Raw genomic sequence first — 20,636 nt, 5'->3', positions numbered from 1 at the left:
AGTATGTAATTTTCGTTAATAAGTCTAAAGAACTTATATTAGTGCTTTAAAACTAAATAAAGCATTTAAAAGGAATCTACACAATTAATGCTTTTCATCTAGTTACAATACTGCAATTACAATATTATACAAAAAAGATGAAGTGATATCTAGTTAAAGATACCACTTCCCCTGTTTTACGCTTGTAATAGCTGATCAATCCATGTTTGGATTTTCGCGCCCTCTTCAAATGTCACTAAGCCTTGTCGTACTTCACAAGCATCTAATAACGAATCCACAGTTTGTTCAACAGTAATTTGCTTTTCACCTTCTTGTGACGTCATTTCCCAAAGCTCTCCCCAGTTACGAATAAGCATCGATTTTTTCGTACCATATACTTTATAGTCAATACGCTCTTGCTGTGCAATACCGGCTGCTGCGTTGGCGACGAATGGAATACCCGTTGCTGTTTTTGCAAGTGCCGTTACTGCTGTTTCACATAATGTAACGTCCTCTGGATATACCGTTTGATGTGCTTCAATCGAAATATCTCCAAAAATATGATGCGTTAATTGGAAATAATGCGGGAAGATTTCACGAATGAATCCACCTTGTTCACGTGATGCAATCCATGGGTTTTGTTGCCAAGGACGTGGCCAAACTGGGAAATGTGTGTGTAGCTCAATGCGTACAATTTCTCCTAACTCCTTTGTATCAACCGCTTGTTTCAAACGATGCACGATTGGGCTATACATCATCGGGAAATGCATCGCTGTCTGTACTGCTTCTGTATCTTCTACCATTTGTTGTCCGTCTACCGCATCATGTGCTAACGGCTTCTCGCATAAAATATTAAACCCTTGCTGTGCAGCTAATTTCGCTAACGGCCCATGGCTAACAGGTGGTGTGCCAATATATACCCAGTCCGGCTTTGTCGCAAATAGTTCTTCTAAAGAAGAGACAGCTGGCACATTATATTTTTGTGCCATTTGTTGTAGTCTTGCTGTATTTTCATCATAAATAGCTGTAATACTGCTTGTTCCATGCTGTGAAATTTGATGAATAATACGTTCACCTACAACGCCTGTTCCGATAATCGCATATGTTGTCATACTGTTCCTCCATTTTGTTCGTGGTGTAATAGCCATTCTTTGCGCCAAACGCCTCCTGCATAACCAGTTAGCTTACCATTTGTCCCAATAATACGGTGACAAGGTACGATAATGCTCAAGGGGTTTTTGCTATTGGTCATACCAACTGCGCGCACAGCTTTTTCATTATCAATCGCAATCGCAATATCTTTGTAAGAAGCTGTATCGCCGTACGGCACGGTCGTTAACGCTTGCCATACTCGTTGTTGAAATGTAGTCCCCTCTAAATGATACGGCACATTAAATGTTGTACGCTGTCCATTAAAGTATTGCTGTAATTGTTCAATGGCTTCGATTAATACTTGTGGCTTTGTCGTTTCTGGATGACTTTGTTCAACGAAGTAAACAGATACGATATGTGTCGCAGTAGATGTCACCTCTACTAGCCCGATTGGAGAGTTGAATGATGCAAAGAATCGTTCCATAACGTCACCTCATTTTCTACTTTTCTTCACTATACAATATTTCGAAATACGAAAAAACACATTATGATAAAAAAGAGACTGAACAGAACTCTATTTCTGATGAAAATGAGTTGATTGAGCGGATAAAAATTTGCTGGTGCGTCCGCTATGTAGAGTAGCGCCAAAAGCAAAAAAATATCCTTCAGCATTTGTCGTTGCTGAAGGATATTTCTTTTTGTTCCATTCTCTCTACTTACATTTATAAATTATACGTTTAATGTTGCTTTCGCATCTTCTTTAACAGCTTTTAAAAGCTCTGGCTCGTTTCCTAATGCAATACCATATGAAGGAACCATTTCTTTAATTTTATCTTCCCAAGCAGGTACTTGCTCTGGGAAACACTTGTTAATGATGTTTAACATTACGGTAACAGCTGTAGAAGCACCTGGAGAAGCACCTAATAATGCTGCAACAGAACCATCTTGAGATGTAATTACTTCTGTACCGAATTGTAATGTACCTTTACCAGCTGGTGTATCTTTAATTACTTGTACACGTTGACCAGCTACTACGATATCCCAATCTTTTGCTTGTGCAGTTGGAATGAAATCACGTAATTCTTCAATACGTTGGTCTTTGTTTAACATTAGCTGTTGTACTAAGTATTTTGTTAAGCCCATTTCTTTCGCGCCACAAGCTAACATTGTGAATAAGTTGCTTGGTTTAACAGACGTTACTAAGTCCATGTTTGAACCTGTTTTTAAGAACTTCGGAGAGAAGCCTGCGAATGGTCCGAATAATAATGATTTTTTACCATCGATGTAACGAGTATCTAAGTGAGGTACTGACATTGGTGGTGCACCAACTGCTGCCTTACCATATACTTTACCATGGTGTTGCTCAACGATTTCTTCATTATTACATACTAAGAAGATACCACTTACAGGGAATCCACCCACATGTTTTGATTCAGGAATACCTGTTTTTTGTAGCATGTGTAAGCTTCCGCCACCAGCACCGATGAATACGAATTTAGCTGTATGGTATTCAACTTTGCCTTCTGCTTCGTTTTTCACTTTTAATTCCCAACGACCATCAGCTGTACGTTTAATATCTTCAACTGCATGTTTGTAGTTTACAGATACGCCTTTCGCTGATAAATCATCCATTAAGTCACGTGTTAATTGACCAAAGTTAACGTCTGTACCACTGTCGATTTTTGTTGCAGCGATTGCATCGTTTGCTGGACGGTTATCCATCATTACTGGCATCCACTCTTTTAGTACTTCATGGTCTTCAGAGAATTCCATACCTGCAAATAGTGGGCTTTCTGATAATGCTTCAAAGCGTTTCTTTAAAAATTGAATATTATCTGCACCGCGTACCATACTTAAATGTGGTAATGGACGGATAAATGCTGAAGGATTTTTGAGAACTTCTTTTTTTGCTAAATAAGACCAGAATTGTAATGACTCTTGGAATTGAACGTTAATGTTAATTGCTTTTGATACATCAACTTTTCCGTCTTTTTCAGGTGTATAGTTTAATTCACATAATGCCGCGTGACCTGTACCTGCGTTATTCCACTCATTCGAGCTTTCTTCGCCTGCTTTTTCAAGCTTTTCGAACACTTTAATGTTCCATTCAGGTGATAATTCTTTTAACATTGTCCCTAATGTAGCACTCATAATACCTGCGCCAATTAAGATAACGTCTGTTTGTTTTTGATTGCTCATGTTTGACCATCCTTATTATCTTATTATAGTTGCAGAAGTAGTCCATACCTCCCTCAGCATAGATACCTCTGATATTTCTTCCTAGCGTAAACTAATACGCTCTAATAATCACTCTGTTGCTCATTATATAATAGTTACTTGCCTTTTGAAAGCGTTTGAAATTCATGCAGCCCGTTAAGTTTCCATCAAAAAATAAATATAAATAACGGAATTTGCGACTTTTTAGCATTAAAGCTTTTTTTGTCGTAAGTTGCGACATAATTGAAGTAAAAAAGTATTGCTTCATAATCTTTTCAATTTTAAATTGTTTCAAATTGCATTTCAATAACACCGCTAGAAATGACTGAATTTTCGAGTTTATAAAGCGAAATTACGCGAATTTAAGCATATCAAATAGCAAGGTTTTAAAAATGCATATTTTTTGTTATTTAAGTGTTTTCCCTTTGCGAAAAAAGCCAATATTCGTTCATATCCCTTTTTCAAAATCGCGATATTTTACATCGAAAAAGCTATGAACATTCTATCTGCCCATAGCTTTTTTATGTTATCTTAATGTTGTTAAATGTCCATGTTCATACGGTTTTAAAATGCCATAAATTGTAGCGATAGTCGGCAGCTTTATGTCATGGTTATGCGCGATACGTAATGCGCCTCCATGTAAATGTTCGACTTCAATTGGCAAGCCTTTGCGTAAATCTTGATGCATAGATGAAGTCATATGGGGCTTAAACTTCACTAAACGTGAGGCTTCTTTTTCAATCTCTTCATCGCTAAATGCAACGCCTTCTAAGCGAGCAATTTGTCCCATTTCATAAACGATTTGCTTCGCTGTTGCTTCTGTCGCAGGCTGCTCAATAATGGCTTGTGCAGGCTGTTGCGTTGCTGCTGTAATGCCTGAAAATGCCGTAATAAACATGTATTTACTCCACATGCCTTTTCGAATATTTTCATTCACAATAATATTTGTATGTACATGCGGTTGTAAAGCACCGATTGCTTCGATTACATTTCGTTGACTAGGATGTAGCGTCCCAATTTGGATAGCACTGCTTCCGCTTGTATGTAAAACATGCCCTTGTTCGTTAAGTGTTGCTATAATTGACGCAAATCCACCTAGCACTTGCTCTTCTCCAAGTGCTTGTTGTAAATGCGTTACATGTTCGATACCATTTAATAATGGCAGCACATACGCGTTTGTTTGTTTCGCCAATTGAATAATTTGTGGTAATGCTTCTTTTAAATGATAGCCTTTTACCGCCACTAAAATAACGTCAGCTTGTTGAACTTCCTCAACAGTAGCCGCAACTTGCACATGCGTAGTAAATACGCCTTCTGGACTTTCTAAACGTAAGCCATGTGCTGACAGTTGTTCAGCACGGCGTTGGCGCACGAAAAAGGTTACATCTTGTTTGGCTTCAACTAGACGTCCACCAAAATACGCGCCAATTGCCCCTGCACCATACACGATAAATTTCATTCATTTCTCCTCCTATCAATATTGTTCTATCCATAGCATACCTTACTTCAAAAGCAATGGTGTTGTCATTTATGCAATTTAAATAAACTTCCTGTATTGCCTACAATTTTAACAATCACTTTTTAATTCATTATGTATTTAGACCTCTTTTAGGGTATAACAAATTATATATGTATTTTACGATGATTCTAAAGAAATGGATGGGTGCCTATGCAGCAGTTATTTTCAATTGACCAACAACAACAGCACTTTGAAAAAGGGAAAAGCCTCTTTACAGCATTGATGAAACATTCCCTCTTCTTACCCAGTTACACAATTTAATTTTAAATGCGCCTTTTTATATTTCAAAACACGACCATACGATTTCCATTTCTGTCAGTATAGGTGTTGGCTATACGCACGCCACATATCACACGCTTCAAACGTTATTTGAAGTAGCTGATAATGCCATCTATAAAGCAAAACAACAGCATGGTATGCTCGTTATTGATGAAGCAAAATAAATAAAGGACAGCGACACTTACATACGCTGTCCTTTATTATTTAGTTCATGACTTGAATGAATACAACTTTTAAATAATTAAACTCTGGGAAATTATTAGGTACTGTGAAATCTTCTGGTAGTTGATGTTGTTCTAATACTTTATAACGTTTACCTGTCTCGTTAAATGCCTTGTCAATAAATGTTTTAAACTTCTTCATATTGAAGCTCGCATTATTCGTTGACGCCACAATTACACCACCATCATTTGTAATCGCGAGTGCATCCTTTAATAATTTCGGATAGTCTTTTGCTGTACTAAATGTCATTTTCTTTGTACGCGCAAAGCTTGGTGGGTCAAGTACAACGACATCAAATTTTAAGCCATGGCGCGCTGCGTAACTAAAGTAATCAAATACATTCATTACTTTAATATCTTGTGATTCATAATCAATGCCATTTACCGCAAATTGCTCAATTGTTTTTGGTAAACTACGCTTTGCTAAATCGACGCTTGTTGTACCAGCTGAACCACCAAGTGCTGCTGCGACTGAAAATGCACCTGTATAAGAGAATGTATTTAACACTGTTTTGTCCATTGAGTAGCGGTCACGTAATGCTTTACGTACATTACGTTGATCAAGGAAAATGCCTGTCATTGCCCCGTCATTTAAATCGACTGCATAATGCATGCCATTTTCTAAGACGATTAATGGAAACTCGCCCTTTTCGCCAAATACGTAGTCATCTTTTTCGATATATTGCCCGTTTGTATTAAAACGTAATTTCTCATATACGCCACGTACATTAAATACTTCTTTTAACGCCGCATAAATAAGTTCGCGGAATGAGTAAATGCCTTCACTATACCAACTCACCATATAAAAACCGTTGAAGAAATCAATCGTTAAACCACCAATGCCATCGCCTTCACCATTAAACACACGGAATGCTGTCGTATCGTCTGATGCAAAGAAATCTTCACGCTTTTGACCAGCTTCTTTTAATTTTTTCGCAAAGAATTTTTGGTCGATTGTCTCGCGCTCTTTACGCGTTAAAATCCAGCCAATTCCTTTATTTTGTTCACCGTAATAACCTGTCGCAATATACCCGCCATGCTGGTCCACTAAATGCATTAAGCTACCTTGTTCCATTGGCACTTCTGGCACACGAATCGCTTCTTTTAAAATCAGTGGATAGCCATTCGTAATATCTTTAATTGCTTCCGACTTTACTTGTACTTCTAATAATTGTTTCATCGAGTCATCCTAACTATCATGTAATTCATTTATTATGCCATGTTTTAAGGAAATAAGCGAAAAAGAAAGAATATCGCTTCTTTTTACAATACCCGATCATTTGCAAATTAATAGGACAAAGGACATATAACGTCCATAGCTGATATATCAAAGAACTTCAAAAATGGGTATAATTAGGGTATGTAATTATAAAAAGACTGAAGGTGTCGTATTATGCGTATTCAATATAATCAAGGTCAGTTCGTACAAAACCGTTATAACCATACAAATACAGAATTAAATAAAACATTAAATAAATTATCGTCAGGCTATCAAATTAACCAAGCCGCAGACGACGCAGCTGGCTTAACAATCAGTGAAAAAATGCGCGGACAAATTCGTGGGTTGGAGCAAGCTGCAGAAAATATTCAGGATGGCATTTCATTAGTGAATGTAGCAGATAGTGCAATGGGAATTATTCAAGATCCTAATTTAATTCGATTACGTGAGTTAGCTATTCAATCAGCAAACGATACCAATACAGACGAAGACCGTCAGAAGATTCAAACAGAGGTTGATGCAATTATTGAAGGTATTCGAGACATTGGTAATAACACCGAATTCAATGGAATGAAACTATTAGCAGGTACGCTAGATAAAGACAATAATAATCACAATGTATTTAGTGGCTCATTAGCAAATTATGTTCAACAAGTGACAACTACTGGTGGTGTTACAGATGTATACAGCTATAATGGTAAAGATTATGCAAGTGCTATAATTGACTTTAGCAACATTAACTCTGCTCAAGATGCATCAAAATTAGATGGAAAAGGTGTGTACTATACTTGTTGTACATGTAATAAAGCATATAGTATCAAGTTCGTAAATGGTACTCCTGACACATCAAGATTAAACGAAGAAAACCCCGTTATGGAAGTAGATATTAGTAGTATTACTAACGGTACAGATTTAGTAGATAAAATTATCGAAACTGCTTATGGACAACCTGGCTATGTACATGATCCAGCGAATCAAACGCCTCCTTCTACTGCTACTAGCTTCGTTAATCATTATTCACAGCTCACTTCAGACGATGCAAAAATTTTTATTTATGATAACAGGGAAGGGTATAACAATGAGCCATGGCCTATGAGTGGTAGCGGTGTATTTGAGCTAAATGTATTCGGTGAACCAGCTGTAGAGCCAGAATTGTTTTTCCATTTGAAAATTCAATTAGGTAGTAATGAAAATCAAAACCTACAAATTTCCATCCCAAATGTTACTGTTGAATATTTAAAGCTAGATCCGTTGAAGATGGATACACAAGCCCAGGCAAACGCTGCTTTAACAAAACTTGATGCCGTTATGGCAAAAGTATCAAAATCACGTTCTATAATGGGTTCGTATGCAAATCGATTAGAGCATGCCTATAATACTGCTTCAAATACTGGAGAAAACTTAACAAAAGCCGAATCGAATTTACGTGATGCAGATATGGCAAATGAAATTACAAAGCTTAATAAAGACCAAGTATTACTGCAATCGTCGCAATCGATGATGACGCAAATTAATCAAATGAGCCAAAGCATTTTAGAAATTTTAGCGTAATACTCTACGATACACAAAAAGCCATTCGGAAAAATCGAATGGCTCTTTTCTTATTACACGCCTCGTTTATTGCCCCACAATAAAGCATGCAATTGTGGCAATACTTTCACGCGATTCATCTCTTCATCTTGCATCACACAGTCGATTAATCGCTCGTATTTTTGCAATAAATAAACGGTTAACTGCTGCTCATCTACCATCATCAGTTCATCGTTGCCAACCTGCACGAAGAATGGCACGTCCGGATAACGTGTATGTACATCTTTAGCATACGCGTAATCTTCTTCGGTAAATACGACGACTTTTAACGATATACGTTGTGATGATGTCGATTGTTCAAGTTTGTGCAAAATCGTTGTTAATATGTCAAAATCCGTTGTCATTGTTGAACTCGGTGGCTTTGGTGAAATCGTTAATTCATCAATGTCGTAAAACCAATCTTGCCACTTACTCCCTTGTGTCTCAACGCCAATTTGAATATTTTTTTGCTTCAGTAGGGTAATGAACGGTGCTAAATTTTTAAGAAGTGCAGGGTTGCCACCTAAAATCGTCACAAATGAAAAACGTTTTCCACCAATTGCTTCCAGCTGTTCCCAAATTTCTTCTGCGGTCATGTGCGTAATTAAATGCTTACCACTGCTATCCCATGTAAAAGCAGAATCACACCATGCACATGTATAATCACAACCGGCAGTTCGTACAAACATCGTCTTCTGTCCAATAACCATCCCTTCGCCTTGAATTGTCGGTCCGAACATTTCAATTACAGGTACTTTACTCAAGCTCCATCCACTCCCTTCTCGCTTCAGCATAGCTTGTCGGTGTTTCATATAAGCGTACAAACTCTACGCGTGCGCCGTCATATTGTATTTCGCTCTTTAATGCAAACGTTAACTGCTCATAAATCCACACAACGATATTTTCAGCAGTTGTGTTCATTGGTGGTAATGTTTCATTTAAGTAATGGTGATCTAAATACGCTTCGATACTTTTCCAAATCGTTTTAATATCGCCAAAATCAATGACTAATCCTCGGTCATCTGCATAACCACTTATGCCTAAAATAGCGCGATATGTGTGACCATGTAGGTTTTTACATTTCCCTTCATAGTTATGTAAATGCCTTACTTACAAGCACTCGCTTTGCGTGGTACTTTAATTCGCTTCGCTGAATATCCTCGTCTAGTTTTTGTAGCTTGTCGACAATTCTAAAATCTGGTATGTTCGCTCCTCCTTTTATGAGCTCATCGCAATTCCATCTAAAAAATGCCCCTTTCTAATTTGGCTACTTCACCAATAAGAAAGAGGCATCTATCATCTACATTAAAACGACTGTAAAAACATAAAAAGCCACGTCCTATATGGACATGGCGTAGTGTCATGTTTCCATAGTTTTTTATAGAGGGTATTTGCTATGAACCTCTCCCAATATCATCTGGGTATTTCATGTTCTACTATATACATAATTCTTCTAAAATTCAAATACATCATGTTTTTATAATTTAAATCGTGTGACCATTGCCTGCAATGATTCTGCCATGTGTGACAATGCTTGTGCAGAAGACGATACTTCTTCCATCACTGCAAGCTGTTCCTCAGTAGACGCTGCAATTTCTGATGTAACATCACCGCTATGCTGTGACAACGCTAATAAATGTTGAATAGCTGCCGACACTTGCTCGACTTGCGCTGAAAAGGCTGTTGCTGTTGACGAGATTTCAGCCATTTGAGGACTTAGCACCTGCATTGTCGAAGATATTTCGCCAAATTGCTGCGCTGTTTGCTGTGTCATTTGCATACCAGTATCAACATTCGCTGTTACTGTTCGCATCATTGCAACCGATTCGACGCTATGTCGCTGCATCCCACTAATAAGCTGCGTAATTTGACTAGCTGATTGGCGAGACTCTGAGGCAAGCTTGCGTACTTCATCAGCGACGACCGCAAATCCTGCTCCGTGCTCTCCAGCTCGTGCTGCCTCAATCGCCGCATTAAGCGCCAATAAATTCGTTTGATCAGCAATATCGGTAATGACATGGACGATTGAGTCAATTTGAGTCGATTGTTCATGTAGTTCATTCATTTTGTCATTTGTTTGTGCTACATGGTGTTGAATATTCATCATCTCTTGTAATGCTTGCTGTACCGTTTCATGACCTGCTGTGGCAGAAAGCGTCGCATTATTCGCTAGTGTTGCTACATCCACACTATTTTTAGCAATACGTTCAATACTTGTGACCATGTCTTCCATCGCATGTGTACTATCTGTCAAATGTTGTAGCTGTGTATCCGACTCTGTCGCTAAATCATTTACTGCATGTGTGACATGTTCAACGGATGACGTAGCCTCTTCAGCGCTCGCATGTAACTCCTCACTAGCGCTTGATACATGTTCTGCGCTCGTTTGAATTTCTTCTACTAATTGTTGTAATTGCTTCGTCATTTGATTAAACGCGATCTCAACCTCATACATTTCATCCTGTGTGTGTAATGCTACTGTTGCAGTGATATCTCCCTCCGCAACCTTCGTAGCCCCATCTTTTAACAACGTAATAGACTGACGAATCGCTAAAAATAAGCCGACAAATAAAATAAGTGCAATAAAAATCGTTACTGTCGTTACGACAAAAATAAAGATTTGTGTATTTACTAATGACTTATAATCTTCTTGAAGTGTCATTACAAGCGTTTCCATACTCGCTGTATAATAATCGAAGTTTTCATTAATCGCATTCGTTGCAATTCCATAATAATCCGATGTACTAATAATTCCTTGCTCCGCTTTACGGATCGCTTCTAAGTACCCCGTCGTCGTTTGCTCTAACGCAACAATTTTCGTTGATAATGCTGCTTCGAATAATGAATTTTTAAAAATCACGGCTGCATCTTTTTCTAAATCGATTAATGCCTGTTGTACTTGTGCAGAAATCATTTCAATTTCTGCATGTTCAGTTGTATTTTGTTCACCTTTCTCAATCATAGTAACGCCTAGTGCACGTAATTTTCCGAACTGCTCGGCCAACTGTGGTAATTTAATTGATGTATTGTGAATCAGCGTAAATTCCTCTGATGACGTCGCTAAAATCAAGCCGGACTCATATGTAATATGTTGCATCAATGCCAAAATATTTTCTGCATAATTCGAATAATTTTCATACACATTATGTGAATTTGTCCAAATAGATTGCTCGATATTATGCCATTGTTGCTCGAGCTTTGCGAGTTGTTCTAGCGTATCAAAATCATCCTCTAACGTTGGGACAAGTTCATTTACATCGGCAAAAGCTGCATTTACTTTTTTGGTTACATCATCTACTTGCGTTTGAACAGATGGGTCTGTTAATAACGAAATATTGAGCGCCCGCAATTGCTGACTATATTGCAGCACATCTTTTAACGCCGCATTATACGTAGCTGCCTCCATATGCCTTTTTGTTTGCTCACGGTCATTTAAAACTGTCGTTAAATATAAAACACTCATCGTGATTAACGGTACGAGTAATACGATACCAACAATCAAAAACTTCTTGATATACGTTAGCTTATTCAATATCTGAATAAGCGGTGAAAATAATTTCATAGTTCCCTCCAAAAACCGTATTCTATAGTATATAAACACTAGAAAATACTACTATAGTCGTCTAACAACTACAAATCTTTTGGCCTAAAAAAACGTGAAATGACAACTTTTATTCGTTATCATTCCACGTTTTTATTTTATGGCTGTAATAATACGATCATTTCTTTATAATCCTTTTGAATCGCATAATCGAGTGCTGTCATTTGTTGATTGTCCTTTAAGTCTGTTCGTGCATTATAACGCAGTAACTCCTGTACAATCGTTTGATAAAGTTCCGAACCGTCCGTTAACGCGACCGCTTCAATTAAGGCTGTATACCCGAAATTATTTTGATGGTCAATATCAACACGCCCATCCGCTAACAACAGCTTCACATTGTCTAAATGCCCCTTTTCTGCTGCTGGAATTAGCGCATTTCCCCCGTAGCGATTATACACAGATTGATTTGGCTCGCGATGCTCAAGCATATACGCTAAAATGTCCGTTTTTCCTTGCGCACCGGCATATAAATACGGGCTATCCTGTATGGCATCTTGCTTATTAATATCCGCACCCGCGTCAATTAGAGCTTTTGCGATGTCGATATAATTATGATGTGTCGCCACTAATAACGGTGTTTCTTGTTTGCCATTTAGTGCATCTACTTGTACATTTTGTTGTGCTAAAAGTTCGCGCACTTGTTGTAAATTATTATTTGCTACCGCGTCATGCAATGTCATACTTTTTTCCTCCTCAGTTGTACATCCTACACATATGATGATTAACAGTAAGAGCCATCTCATCTGCTCACCTTCTCCTTGACCCGCTGTAACAACCGCTCAATGCGGGCACGGTTATAACGCTGCGTTACAATAAACGGCACATTCGCAATAATAGCATACGCCACATTTATCCATGCTGCCCATTCCGGATTCCATAAAAAAAATAATGGCGCCGGCACCATAAGTAGCCAATGTGTTAGCTCGGCACGTTTTGTTTCAGCCGCAAACTCCGTTAATTGCTCCACCGCATTTCCATGCAAATGGCTTTTATTATAGCTTTTCTTAACAATTTTCGAACCGTCCATTAAATGCTGTTTCCACGTTTTCACGCGAAATAGTTGGTGCCATATATTCCCCTGCTTCTCCCATTTTGCAATACGCAAAAACGGTATATCTTTTAGGAAAAAACGTAACGGAATATAAAAGCACATCGCTGAAATCGTAAAATGAAAAAATAGCCATGCGACACCATTGATTAAAATGAGTGTTATTGCCTCTAGTATAGTCATTTACTTCCCTACTTATACGTTAATTTTGCGGCCTCGCCACATAACGGAACGTAAAATATGTGTGCGATATAACGAGTAGATAAAAATGGCTGTAAAAAACAGCACATAGAGCGGATATACAATTACGATGCTCCAATGAAAGCAACCTGCACGCCTCGCGAGTATATACACATGTATGCCGTATACTATGTACATACTTACACTAATCATCAGTGCTATCGTTGATGATGTGCACAATGCTACAATTGGCGATAATGTCACCATGATAACACCAAAAATCCACAATTGAATCAATGTCATGACAAAGCGATGCGTTGACTGTGAGGCTGTCGCTAAATTTTTTGTCCAACCTTCTACGAGCTGTCCGATCCCCTCTTCATACATGCGCATTTCAATAATATGTCGTCCACCATAATTCGTAACCGGTAAGTTTTGTGCCACAAACACATCACTTAACGCAAAGTCATCCATAATCGATTCTTCTGCCGCCTCATGTCCACCTGTTTGCTCATAACTTTGACGGTCACATAGTATACATGGACCGAATGAACCCGCTGTTTGAAAACGCTCACGCCACACGGTAAACACATTCATCCCCGTTAAAACGATAATATTAAAAATAACCGATAAATTTTCATATGGCTTTACGATACGGTGATATGGCTGCATCGATAAAATACCGCGTCCTTGTTGGACATGAAAGCTGCTCGCCATCATCGCTAAACTATTTTCATTTACTAATTGCACATCGGCATCTAAAAATAATAGCCATGTTCCTGTGGCATGTTGCGCTCCGACTGCACAGGCATTTGATTTTCCAGGTGCCATTTGTCCAATTGGTCGACTCTTCACAACAATTGCTCCGTACGCTTTTGCCACTTCCTCCGTATTATCTGTTGAGCCATCATCCACCACAATGACTTCCATATTGCGCCACGTTTGACGCTGTAGCGACGCTAGAAGCGGTGTAATGCGCAACGCTTCATTACGTGCCGGAATAATAATCGACAATGTTTCGTGATGTGTTTCGCCGAGTACTTCAGGTGGCTTTTTCGTCGTCCAAAACATCAACACACCACATAGTAACCCAATAAACGACAGTACTTGGAGAATTACATAAAGTATATCCATCTGCACCGTTCCCTTCGTTTATTCATTAGTATGTGCTGCTTCAATTTTGTCCGCTACTTGCTGACCACTTAATGTTACCATTGGCATACCACCACCTGGATTTACTGTGCCGCCTACGAAATACAAATTTTCATAACGCTCGCTCTTTTTCGGATGCTTAAAGCCTTTATTCAATTTTTTATCAGAGACTGTGCCGTAAATTGCACCTCGATGTGAACCGTATGTACGCTCAATATCATGTGGTGTCCACATATCCTTTGTGACAATATTTTCTCTCAAATCAACAAGCCCTAAACGCTCAAGCTTCTCTAATACAAGCTCCGCAAAACCCTCGTATTGTTGACGCGTCGGTGGATTCTCTTGTAAATACGGAATATGTGGCAATACCTTTATATTTTCGTGCCCTGGCAATGCTTGAGAAGGATCCGTTTTATTAACGTTTACTAAATAAATAATCGGGTCATCTGGTAAAACATGCTGTTTAAAAATTCGCTTCATTTGGCGTTTCATATCATCGGCAAAGAAGAAATTATGATGGGCTAGCTGTGGATATTGTTTCTTCACTCCTAAATGAAGGACAAGCCCCGAACTTGCTGGCTCAAATGTTTCCGTCAGCTTTTTCGTATAGCTTTCTTTTTCTGCTGTTAACTGCTCGTATACTGGAATAACTTCCATATTGGAAACGAAATAATCTGCTTCTAGCTTCGTGCCATTATCTAAATAAGCAGCAGTAATCGTTTTTTTATCTGTATCAAGCTTCACTACTTTATGTCCAAAATGCAACGTCACGCCAAGCTCCTGTGCAAGTGTCGTCAGTGCATTGCCAAGCTGATGCATACCACCTTTTACGTACCAAACCCCTTGCGCATGTTGCATGTAGAGCATCATATTTAATACAGCTGGTGCATGATAAGCAGACGAGCCAACGTACTTCACGATATAGCTCAACATATCGCGGAATTGAGGATTTTTAATGTAGCTACGAATGGCATCGTACATCGTTGAGGATAAATCAAAGTGACGTAGTGCATTGAACGCCCCGTGATGCTTTAATACTTCTTGCAGGTTATCAAGCCCTTTTTCAAAATAACCAGCTTCGGTCACATCGTATAGCTTTTTAGCATAGGCAAGTAAACGCTCATATTGCTGTATATCTTTTTTTGTTAGCGTCGTATTACTTGTCAGCATCGTATCGAGATTTTCATGTAAGTCGAGCACATTACCGTCTGGGAAAAATGAACGCCACTGAAGCGGTAAACGTTCGATTGTCACGTAATCGCTCATACGCTTGCCACTGCGTGTAAACAATGTTTCAAAAATATGAGGCATCGTTAAAATCGACGGTCCTAAGTCAAAGCCAAAACCATCTTGTTCTAAACGATTTAGCTTACCACCAATATGATGATTCTTTTCATAAACCTCTACATCGTAGCCCTTTTGTGTTAATGAAATTGCAGCGGAAATACCACCTAAACCGCCACCAACTACTACAACTTTCTTGCTCATACATTTGCCCCCTTTTATTCATCACTTACGTATAGCTATGTAGATGCTATACCAATTCTTTCTACCCATCGTTTACCCGTAAACGCTTCTTTCAACTCTTTCCCTCATGGTTTTCTAGCGAATGGAAAAGCCTCGCTTGCGAATGAAAAAACATCCGCAGACGAGGTGATTATTTGTATATTTAGTCGATTTAAAATTTGATAAGGCTTTCACAATACAAATTTTGAACAAGGTATACTTGTTTACATAAAAGATGAAAATGAATTTACACGCAAAAAATGCGTACCTATCGTATATATGCGACTTTAAGTGAGCAACGTGAGCCTATAATTTCAAATAAACATATCCATGATTTCAAATAACTTACGAAGATCGTTTTACGCTTAGAGAAAAGTTGGCTATTAAGTATAAGTGCGGTTTTTTTCGCCAACGTTTATAATAAAGAAAAGGTGGTGATAACATGCTTGAAAAAAACCTTGGAAAGCAGCTAATCGAAAAAATTCAAAGCAAACTAAATCCGGATTTCATCATCCTATTTGGATCGTTCGCAAACGGTACTAATCGCCTTGATAGCGATATTGATTTAGCTTTTTTTAGCAAAGAGCAGTTATCATCTTATGAACGTTTTTTACTATCTGGTGAACTCGCTGAAATTGCTGGACGTGAAGTAGATTTAATCGACCTTAAACAAATCGATACCGTATTCACGATGCAAATTTTCTCACAGGGTACACCCATTTATATTCAAGATGAAAATGAATTTACACGCCAAAAAATGCGCGCCTATAGTATGTATGCAACACTAAGCGAGCAACGTGCGGGTGTGATTGAACGTATTAAAGAAAGAGGAAGTGTTTTTGGCGATGAATGATGTCATTTTAAATAAAATAACAACGATTGAACGCTGTGTAAATCGAATTCATGAGGTTTACGAAGGCAATCCTGAAAATTTAAAAGACTTTACAAAGCAAGACAGTATTATTTTAAATATTCAACGTGCATGTGAAGCGAGTATTGACTTAGCAATGCATATTGTTAGTGAACGTAAATTAGGTGTTCCGAAAGCGAGTCGTGAAGGCTTTAAACTTTTAGAGGACGCTGGCTTAATTGATTCATCATTAGCTAAGACATTAATGAATATGGTTGGATTCAGAAATATTGCGGTACATGACTATCAAGCATTAGAGGTTGAGATTTTAGAAGCCATTTTAGAAAAGCATATTGATGATTTTAAAGATTTTACGAAGGTTGTTCTCAAACTAAACATGGGTTGAATATTATGTTAATGCCCCCGATGTGAGTGGGCGTTTATCAATTCTTGTACCTTTGAAGGAACAAGCAACCGTTCGCTGTGTGCTTCAAAATAACATAATTGTTGGACATCCTGAAACAGGAGAAAACCTCGAAGCCATTTCTTTTTATTATGACGATGTAAAATTATCGATTGGCGTCACAGCTGACTTTATGCAACAAGAAGCGCAAATTGTAACGAATGGCATTGAACTCACTACGACTTCGCCAATTACATTTGTAGTTAGTTGGATTCAACCTGTAACGGGAGACAATGACCTTCCAACATTTTTTAGTGTAGATTTATTTTATTTTGTAAACAATAAAAATGCGATGGATACACATAAAAGAACTGTTTCCATCGCGTTTTTTAATATTTAAATATAACACTTACTTGAATGATTTATTAAAAACCGCACTTACTTATGATACGGTTCGCCTTTAATAATTCTAAAACTACGGTAAATTTGTTCGATTAACACCAGCTTCATCAGTTGGTGAGGGAGTGTCATCTTACCGAATGATTGTTGTTCGTCGGCACGTTTTAATACGTCGTCATGTAAGCCGAGAGAGCCTCCGATAACGAATGCCACTTTGCTGCGGCCGTATGTCATTAAAGATTCAATGTCTTTTGCCATTTGTTCAGATGTTTTTTGTTTACCGTTGATAGCCAGGGCAATGACATATGTGTCGGCACCGATTTTAGCTAAAATGCGCTCGGCTTCTTTTTTCTTGACGATTTCCATTTCCGCTTCGCTTAGTTGCTCGGGTGCTTTTTCGTCCGGCACTTCGATTAAATCGATTTTTGCGTAGCTGCCAAGGCGTTTCGCATACTCGTCGATACCCATCTTCAAGTATTTTTCTTTCAGTTTTCCTACCGTTATAATTGAAATATTCATTCGTTATCCTCACTTTATAAATAACTTATCCACAGAGTTATCCACAGAATCCACAGTTTAACGCAATATATTGTGTAAAGTTTTTATCTTGATACTATATATATAGCTTTTTCATCACAATAACTGCATGTTTTTGTCGGTTGTTCCTCGTCGATTAAGTTCATCGTTGGAAATACTTGTTCTTGTGCCACGAACATATCTAATGCGTGGTCAATATGTGTTTCACAGCTGTATGTCTCCATAAATAGCCTCCTCTCTCTTATGATTCATCTACAGGCGTATACTATGTCGTATTATTTATCCATCATTCATTGTAACAAACGACGAGCGACTAGGAAAGAAATGTCCTAGTCGCTCGTTTTGAATTTCTTATAATGTTTCGCCACTTGTTAAGTTCATTGTGACTGAAACTTCTTTACCTTGACGATATACAGTAACATCCATTGTGTCGCCAACCGTTTTTTCATTGTATAAATGTTGGCGTAAATCAATGACGCTGTCTACCTTTTCACCATCTAAAGCAGTAATGACATCATATTGTTGGAGTCCTGCTTGCTCAGCTGCAGAGCCAGGTACCACTTCCGCAATGACAACACCTGTTGTAATGTCTTGTGGTAATTTTAATGTTTCTTGTTGGTAGAATGACGGTACTTCCGATACGTCCATTAATGAAATGCCCATTTGTGGACGTACAACTTTTCCGTTTTGTTCAAGCTGTGTAATCACCGGGATAACGGTGTTGATTGGAATCGCAAAGCCAAGTCCTTCTACACTTTCTTCCGCAATTTTCATTGAGTTAATGCCGACTAATTCACCGTTAATATTGACAAGTGCACCACCTGAGTTACCACCGTTAATCGCGGCGTCTGTTTGAATAACTTCAGATTCCCAATCCTCAGCACCGTCACCATCTAAATCGACAGGTACTGAACGTTCTAAACCAGAAATAACCCCTGTTGTGACAGAGCCGTAAAAGTCTAAGCCAAGTGGATTACCAATCGCAATCGCCGGTTCACCTTGTTTTAATGTGTCTGAGTCACCAAATGTTGCGACAGTATCAATGCCGTCCGCTTCTACTTTTATAACGGCTAAATCCGTCCACACATCACCACCGACTAATGTTGCTTCCTTTTTCGTACCATCTGCTAATGTAATATCAATACGTTCTGCGTTTTCAATTACGTGGTAGTTTGTCACCACATAAGCTGTATCGCCATCAATTTTATAAATAACGCCAGAGCCTGTACCCGCTTCTGTTAGTTCACCTTCTGTTTGTTGTCCACCTTGCCCAAACCAAAAACCGAAGCCGCCTAATGAGCTTTGTGCTTGCTGGTAGTTTGAAATCCCAACGACTGCCCCCGATGCTTTTTCAACGGCACTCGTAATGTCAGATGTTACCGTTGTCGCTGTTTGCGAAACATTGCCTGTATTGTTCGTTACAGATGTTGTGTTGTTTTCAACGTCACCTAGCATGCTCGGCATTAAAAACCATACGAGCAGCGCACCAATCATGACACCGATAAGGGCGCTAAAAAAGTAACCGATGCTGCCTTTATCCTTTTTTGGTTTTTGCTTTGACATCCGCTTCTCATCTTCTGCTAAACGTTGTTGTAGCGGCGTAAGTTCCTCTTGTTGTTGTGGGTCTTTATCGTCAAAATAACTCATGATTAACTCCTCCACTTCCTGTCGTTTTCTATAGCTTTACTATACCGAGCAAACATTAAAATTACATGAAAATTGCCTAATGATTCATTAAAAAACAGTCCGAGACAAAAAGAAATATCCTTCAGCCGTTGTCGTTGCTGAAGGATATTTTTCTGCTTTTGGTGCTACTCCACATAGCGGACGCATTTCGCAGGCATGGCTTGGGGTAAATACGAAGTTTGTCACATATGCCTTGCCACACGATGTGGCGTTCTTGGCAGATGTTCCTCTTAAAAGTCTCAAGCGTATGCTCCTGCGGTCACTCGTCGCAGAAAAACATTACTTTTCCTGCAGAAGTCGCCGCTTGTGTCGGGACGTACCCGCAAATTCTTATCATCTCAATACACTTATTTTCATCAGAAATGGAATTCTGGCACAGCTTTCCATTATACTTGCACTAATTTCGTTGGGATATTTGCGTCCGTATCATGTAAATGTACATGCTCACCGCAAATAATACCGCATGACTGCAATGTTTGTGTGACACTCATACGTGCTAATTCCTTCATATTGTTATCCTTACTTAAATGGGATAAATAAATTTGTGTAGGTTTTTCAAACACGACATCACTCATTGCAATGGCTGCATCCTCATTTGAAACATGTCCTACGTCGCTTAAAATTCGACGTTTCGTATTCCAAGGATACGCACCCATTTGAAGCATGCTCACATCATGGTTACTTTCAAACACAAATGCGTCTGCCCCTCGAATATGTCCTTTCATTCGATCGCTCACATACCCCGTATCCGTAATGATGGCTAATTTTTTATCACCTTCGTGGAATACATAAAACATCGGGTCTGCTGCATCGTGGCTTACCGCAAATGATTCAATGCTTAATCCACCGAAGCTATGTATCGCCTCCATATCAAAATGGAAACGTTGGTCAAGTGGGATGGTGCCCACACTTCTATCCATAGCATCCCATGTTTTCGCATTCGCAAAAATCGGCAAATTGTACTTTCTTGCTAATACGCCGACCCCTTTAATATGATCCACGTGCTCATGTGTTACTAAAATGCCCGAAAGCTTTTTGACATCACGATTAATTTCAGCAAAAAGTTGCTCCATCTTTTTACCGGTCAAGCCTGCATCTACTAAAAAGGCATGCTCATCGTTTTCCACATAAATGGCATTACCTGTACTGCCACTTGCTAATACACTAAAACGCATGTCC

Annotated in this window: 20 protein-coding genes, 1 pseudogene and 1 riboswitch; of the genes and pseudogenes, 5 read left to right on the top strand and 16 right to left on the bottom strand. The window is 38.7% G+C overall.

Features of this window, described 5'->3' with window-relative positions; all coding sequences use genetic code 11:
• Nucleotides 1-176: 176 nt before the first annotated feature.
• The 4 genes from A6M13_RS02795 to A6M13_RS02780 all read right to left on the bottom strand — a co-directional run bounded on the left by A6M13_RS02795 (nt 177) and on the right by A6M13_RS02780 (nt 4,747).
• Nucleotides 177-1,091: a Gfo/Idh/MocA family protein gene (locus A6M13_RS02795; RefSeq protein ID WP_245669208.1), complete on the bottom strand. Its 915-nt coding sequence runs from the start codon at nt 1,089-1,091 to the stop codon at nt 177-179.
• Nucleotides 1,088-1,555 carry a methylated-DNA--[protein]-cysteine S-methyltransferase gene (locus tag A6M13_RS02790; RefSeq protein ID WP_066542744.1) on the bottom strand — a complete coding sequence of 156 codons (468 nt, stop codon included), beginning with the start codon at nt 1,553-1,555 and terminating at the stop codon, nt 1,088-1,090. The genes A6M13_RS02795 and A6M13_RS02790 overlap by 4 nt, the downstream gene beginning before the upstream one ends.
• Nucleotides 1,556-1,800: 245 nt before the next feature.
• The gene (gene mqo, locus A6M13_RS02785; protein ID WP_066542743.1) at nt 1,801-3,270 is read right to left on the bottom strand and encodes a malate dehydrogenase (quinone); all 1,470 of its coding nucleotides are present in this window, start codon (nt 3,268-3,270) and stop codon (nt 1,801-1,803) included.
• Nucleotides 3,271-3,814: 544 nt separating this feature from the next.
• Nucleotides 3,815-4,747, bottom strand: a complete 933-nt coding sequence (locus tag A6M13_RS02780; protein ID WP_066542742.1) for a ketopantoate reductase family protein — start codon at nt 4,745-4,747, stop codon at nt 3,815-3,817.
• A gap of 278 nt (nt 4,748-5,025) precedes the next feature.
• Between A6M13_RS02780 and A6M13_RS16695 the strand changes: the two genes are divergently transcribed.
• Nucleotides 5,026-5,250 carry a diguanylate cyclase domain-containing protein gene (locus tag A6M13_RS16695; protein WP_083998197.1) on the top strand — a complete coding sequence of 75 codons (225 nt, stop codon included), beginning with the start codon at nt 5,026-5,028 and terminating at the stop codon, nt 5,248-5,250.
• A 40-nt stretch (nt 5,251-5,290) separates the two neighbouring features.
• Here A6M13_RS16695 and A6M13_RS02775 read toward each other — a convergent pair whose 3' ends face one another.
• Entirely contained in the window at nt 5,291-6,487 is a 1,197-nt protein-coding gene (locus tag A6M13_RS02775) for a class I SAM-dependent rRNA methyltransferase (protein ID WP_066542741.1), read from the bottom strand.
• A 213-nt stretch (nt 6,488-6,700) separates the two neighbouring features.
• Here A6M13_RS02775 and A6M13_RS02770 point away from each other — a divergent pair, with 213 nt between their 5' ends.
• Nucleotides 6,701-8,077: a flagellin N-terminal helical domain-containing protein gene (locus A6M13_RS02770; RefSeq protein WP_066542740.1), complete on the top strand. Its 1,377-nt coding sequence runs from the start codon at nt 6,701-6,703 to the stop codon at nt 8,075-8,077.
• Nucleotides 8,078-8,130: 53 nt separating this feature from the next.
• On the opposite strand, the gene queE is transcribed toward A6M13_RS02770, so the two are convergent.
• The 7 genes and pseudogenes from queE to A6M13_RS02735 form a co-directional block, all read right to left on the bottom strand.
• Nucleotides 8,131-8,859, bottom strand: coding sequence for a 7-carboxy-7-deazaguanine synthase QueE (gene queE, locus A6M13_RS02765; protein ID WP_066542739.1), 729 nt, complete (start codon nt 8,857-8,859; stop codon nt 8,131-8,133).
• Nucleotides 8,852-9,299: pseudogene (locus A6M13_RS02760) on the bottom strand (6-pyruvoyl trahydropterin synthase family protein). The gene queE and the pseudogene A6M13_RS02760 overlap by 8 nt, the downstream one beginning before the upstream one ends.
• A gap of 160 nt (nt 9,300-9,459) precedes the next feature.
• Nucleotides 9,460-9,506: riboswitch (PreQ1 riboswitch) on the bottom strand.
• A gap of 66 nt (nt 9,507-9,572) precedes the next feature.
• Nucleotides 9,573-11,657: a methyl-accepting chemotaxis protein gene (locus A6M13_RS02755; protein ID WP_066542738.1), complete on the bottom strand. Its 2,085-nt coding sequence runs from the start codon at nt 11,655-11,657 to the stop codon at nt 9,573-9,575.
• Nucleotides 11,658-11,794: 137 nt separating this feature from the next.
• Nucleotides 11,795-12,439, bottom strand: coding sequence for an ankyrin repeat domain-containing protein (locus A6M13_RS02750; protein ID WP_083998191.1), 645 nt, complete (start codon nt 12,437-12,439; stop codon nt 11,795-11,797).
• Nucleotides 12,436-12,927, bottom strand: coding sequence for a glycosyl-4,4'-diaponeurosporenoate acyltransferase CrtO family protein (locus A6M13_RS02745; protein WP_066542736.1), 492 nt, complete (start codon nt 12,925-12,927; stop codon nt 12,436-12,438). Before A6M13_RS02745 ends, A6M13_RS02750 begins: the two co-directional genes overlap by 4 nt.
• Nucleotides 12,928-12,939: 12 nt before the next feature.
• The gene (locus tag A6M13_RS02740) at nt 12,940-14,058 is read right to left on the bottom strand and encodes a glycosyltransferase family 2 protein (RefSeq protein WP_066542735.1); all 1,119 of its coding nucleotides are present in this window, start codon (nt 14,056-14,058) and stop codon (nt 12,940-12,942) included.
• An 18-nt stretch (nt 14,059-14,076) separates the two neighbouring features.
• Entirely contained in the window at nt 14,077-15,564 is a 1,488-nt protein-coding gene (locus A6M13_RS02735) for a phytoene desaturase family protein (RefSeq protein WP_066542734.1), read from the bottom strand.
• Nucleotides 15,565-16,024: 460 nt separating this feature from the next.
• On the opposite strand from A6M13_RS02735, the gene mntA reads away from it, so the two are divergent.
• The 3 genes from mntA to A6M13_RS02720 all read left to right on the top strand — a co-directional run bounded on the left by mntA (nt 16,025) and on the right by A6M13_RS02720 (nt 17,235).
• On the top strand, nt 16,025-16,435 hold the full coding sequence (gene mntA, locus A6M13_RS02730) for a type VII toxin-antitoxin system MntA family adenylyltransferase antitoxin (protein ID WP_066542733.1): 411 nt from the start codon (nt 16,025-16,027) through the stop codon (nt 16,433-16,435).
• Nucleotides 16,428-16,838, top strand: a complete 411-nt coding sequence (gene hepT / locus A6M13_RS02725; protein WP_066542832.1) for a type VII toxin-antitoxin system HepT family RNase toxin — start codon at nt 16,428-16,430, stop codon at nt 16,836-16,838. Before mntA ends, hepT begins: the two co-directional genes overlap by 8 nt.
• Before the next feature lie 79 nt (nt 16,839-16,917).
• Nucleotides 16,918-17,235, top strand: a complete 318-nt coding sequence (locus A6M13_RS02720) for a hypothetical protein (RefSeq protein ID WP_141680890.1) — start codon at nt 16,918-16,920, stop codon at nt 17,233-17,235.
• A gap of 38 nt (nt 17,236-17,273) precedes the next feature.
• Here A6M13_RS02720 and rlmH read toward each other — a convergent pair whose 3' ends face one another.
• The 4 genes from rlmH to A6M13_RS02700 all read right to left on the bottom strand — a co-directional run bounded on the left by rlmH (nt 17,274) and on the right by A6M13_RS02700 (nt 20,632).
• Complete coding sequence (gene rlmH, locus A6M13_RS02715) at nt 17,274-17,753, bottom strand: 23S rRNA (pseudouridine(1915)-N(3))-methyltransferase RlmH (RefSeq protein WP_066542731.1); 480 nt, start codon at nt 17,751-17,753, stop codon at nt 17,274-17,276.
• An 83-nt stretch (nt 17,754-17,836) separates the two neighbouring features.
• Nucleotides 17,837-17,995, bottom strand: a complete 159-nt coding sequence (locus A6M13_RS02710) for a CxxH/CxxC protein (RefSeq protein ID WP_066542730.1) — start codon at nt 17,993-17,995, stop codon at nt 17,837-17,839.
• Between the two features lie 127 nt (nt 17,996-18,122).
• The gene (locus A6M13_RS02705; RefSeq protein ID WP_066542729.1) at nt 18,123-19,418 is read right to left on the bottom strand and encodes a S1C family serine protease; all 1,296 of its coding nucleotides are present in this window, start codon (nt 19,416-19,418) and stop codon (nt 18,123-18,125) included.
• A gap of 425 nt (nt 19,419-19,843) precedes the next feature.
• A complete protein-coding gene (locus A6M13_RS02700; protein ID WP_066542728.1) occupies nt 19,844-20,632 on the bottom strand; it encodes an MBL fold metallo-hydrolase in 789 nt (262 codons plus the stop codon).
• Nucleotides 20,633-20,636 lie beyond the last annotated feature (4 nt).

The organism is Caryophanon tenue (genome assembly GCF_001700315.1).
GTDB classification, from domain to species: domain Bacteria; phylum Bacillota; class Bacilli; order Bacillales_A; family Planococcaceae; genus Caryophanon; species Caryophanon tenue.
This window is presented reverse-complemented; position numbering and strand designations above follow the sequence as displayed.

Coding starts and splice junctions, on each gene's coding strand:
- A6M13_RS02795 (WP_245669208.1), bottom strand. CDS start 1,091: ATGACAACATATGCGATTATCGGAACAGGCGTTGTAGGTGAACGTATT.
- A6M13_RS02790 (WP_066542744.1), bottom strand. CDS start 1,555: ATGGAACGATTCTTTGCATCATTCAACTCTCCAATCGGGCTAGTAGAG.
- mqo (WP_066542743.1), bottom strand. CDS start 3,270: ATGAGCAATCAAAAACAAACAGACGTTATCTTAATTGGCGCAGGTATT.
- A6M13_RS02780 (WP_066542742.1), bottom strand. CDS start 4,747: ATGAAATTTATCGTGTATGGTGCAGGGGCAATTGGCGCGTATTTTGGT.
- A6M13_RS02775 (WP_066542741.1), bottom strand. CDS start 6,487: ATGAAACAATTATTAGAAGTACAAGTAAAGTCGGAAGCAATTAAAGAT.
- A6M13_RS02770 (WP_066542740.1), top strand. CDS start 6,701: ATGCGTATTCAATATAATCAAGGTCAGTTCGTACAAAACCGTTATAAC.
- A6M13_RS02755 (WP_066542738.1), bottom strand. CDS start 11,657: ATGAAATTATTTTCACCGCTTATTCAGATATTGAATAAGCTAACGTAT.
- A6M13_RS02750 (WP_083998191.1), bottom strand. CDS start 12,439: ATGAGATGGCTCTTACTGTTAATCATCATATGTGTAGGATGTACAACT.
- A6M13_RS02745 (WP_066542736.1), bottom strand. CDS start 12,927: ATGACTATACTAGAGGCAATAACACTCATTTTAATCAATGGTGTCGCA.
- A6M13_RS02740 (WP_066542735.1), bottom strand. CDS start 14,058: ATGGATATACTTTATGTAATTCTCCAAGTACTGTCGTTTATTGGGTTA.
- A6M13_RS02735 (WP_066542734.1), bottom strand. CDS start 15,564: ATGAGCAAGAAAGTTGTAGTAGTTGGTGGCGGTTTAGGTGGTATTTCC.
- mntA (WP_066542733.1), top strand. CDS start 16,025: ATGCTTGAAAAAAACCTTGGAAAGCAGCTAATCGAAAAAATTCAAAGC.
- hepT (WP_066542832.1), top strand. CDS start 16,428: ATGAATGATGTCATTTTAAATAAAATAACAACGATTGAACGCTGTGTA.
- rlmH (WP_066542731.1), bottom strand. CDS start 17,753: ATGAATATTTCAATTATAACGGTAGGAAAACTGAAAGAAAAATACTTG.
- A6M13_RS02710 (WP_066542730.1), bottom strand. CDS start 17,995: ATGGAGACATACAGCTGTGAAACACATATTGACCACGCATTAGATATG.
- A6M13_RS02705 (WP_066542729.1), bottom strand. CDS start 19,418: ATGAGTTATTTTGACGATAAAGACCCACAACAACAAGAGGAACTTACG.
- A6M13_RS02700 (WP_066542728.1), bottom strand. CDS start 20,632: ATGCGTTTTAGTGTATTAGCAAGTGGCAGTACAGGTAATGCCATTTAT.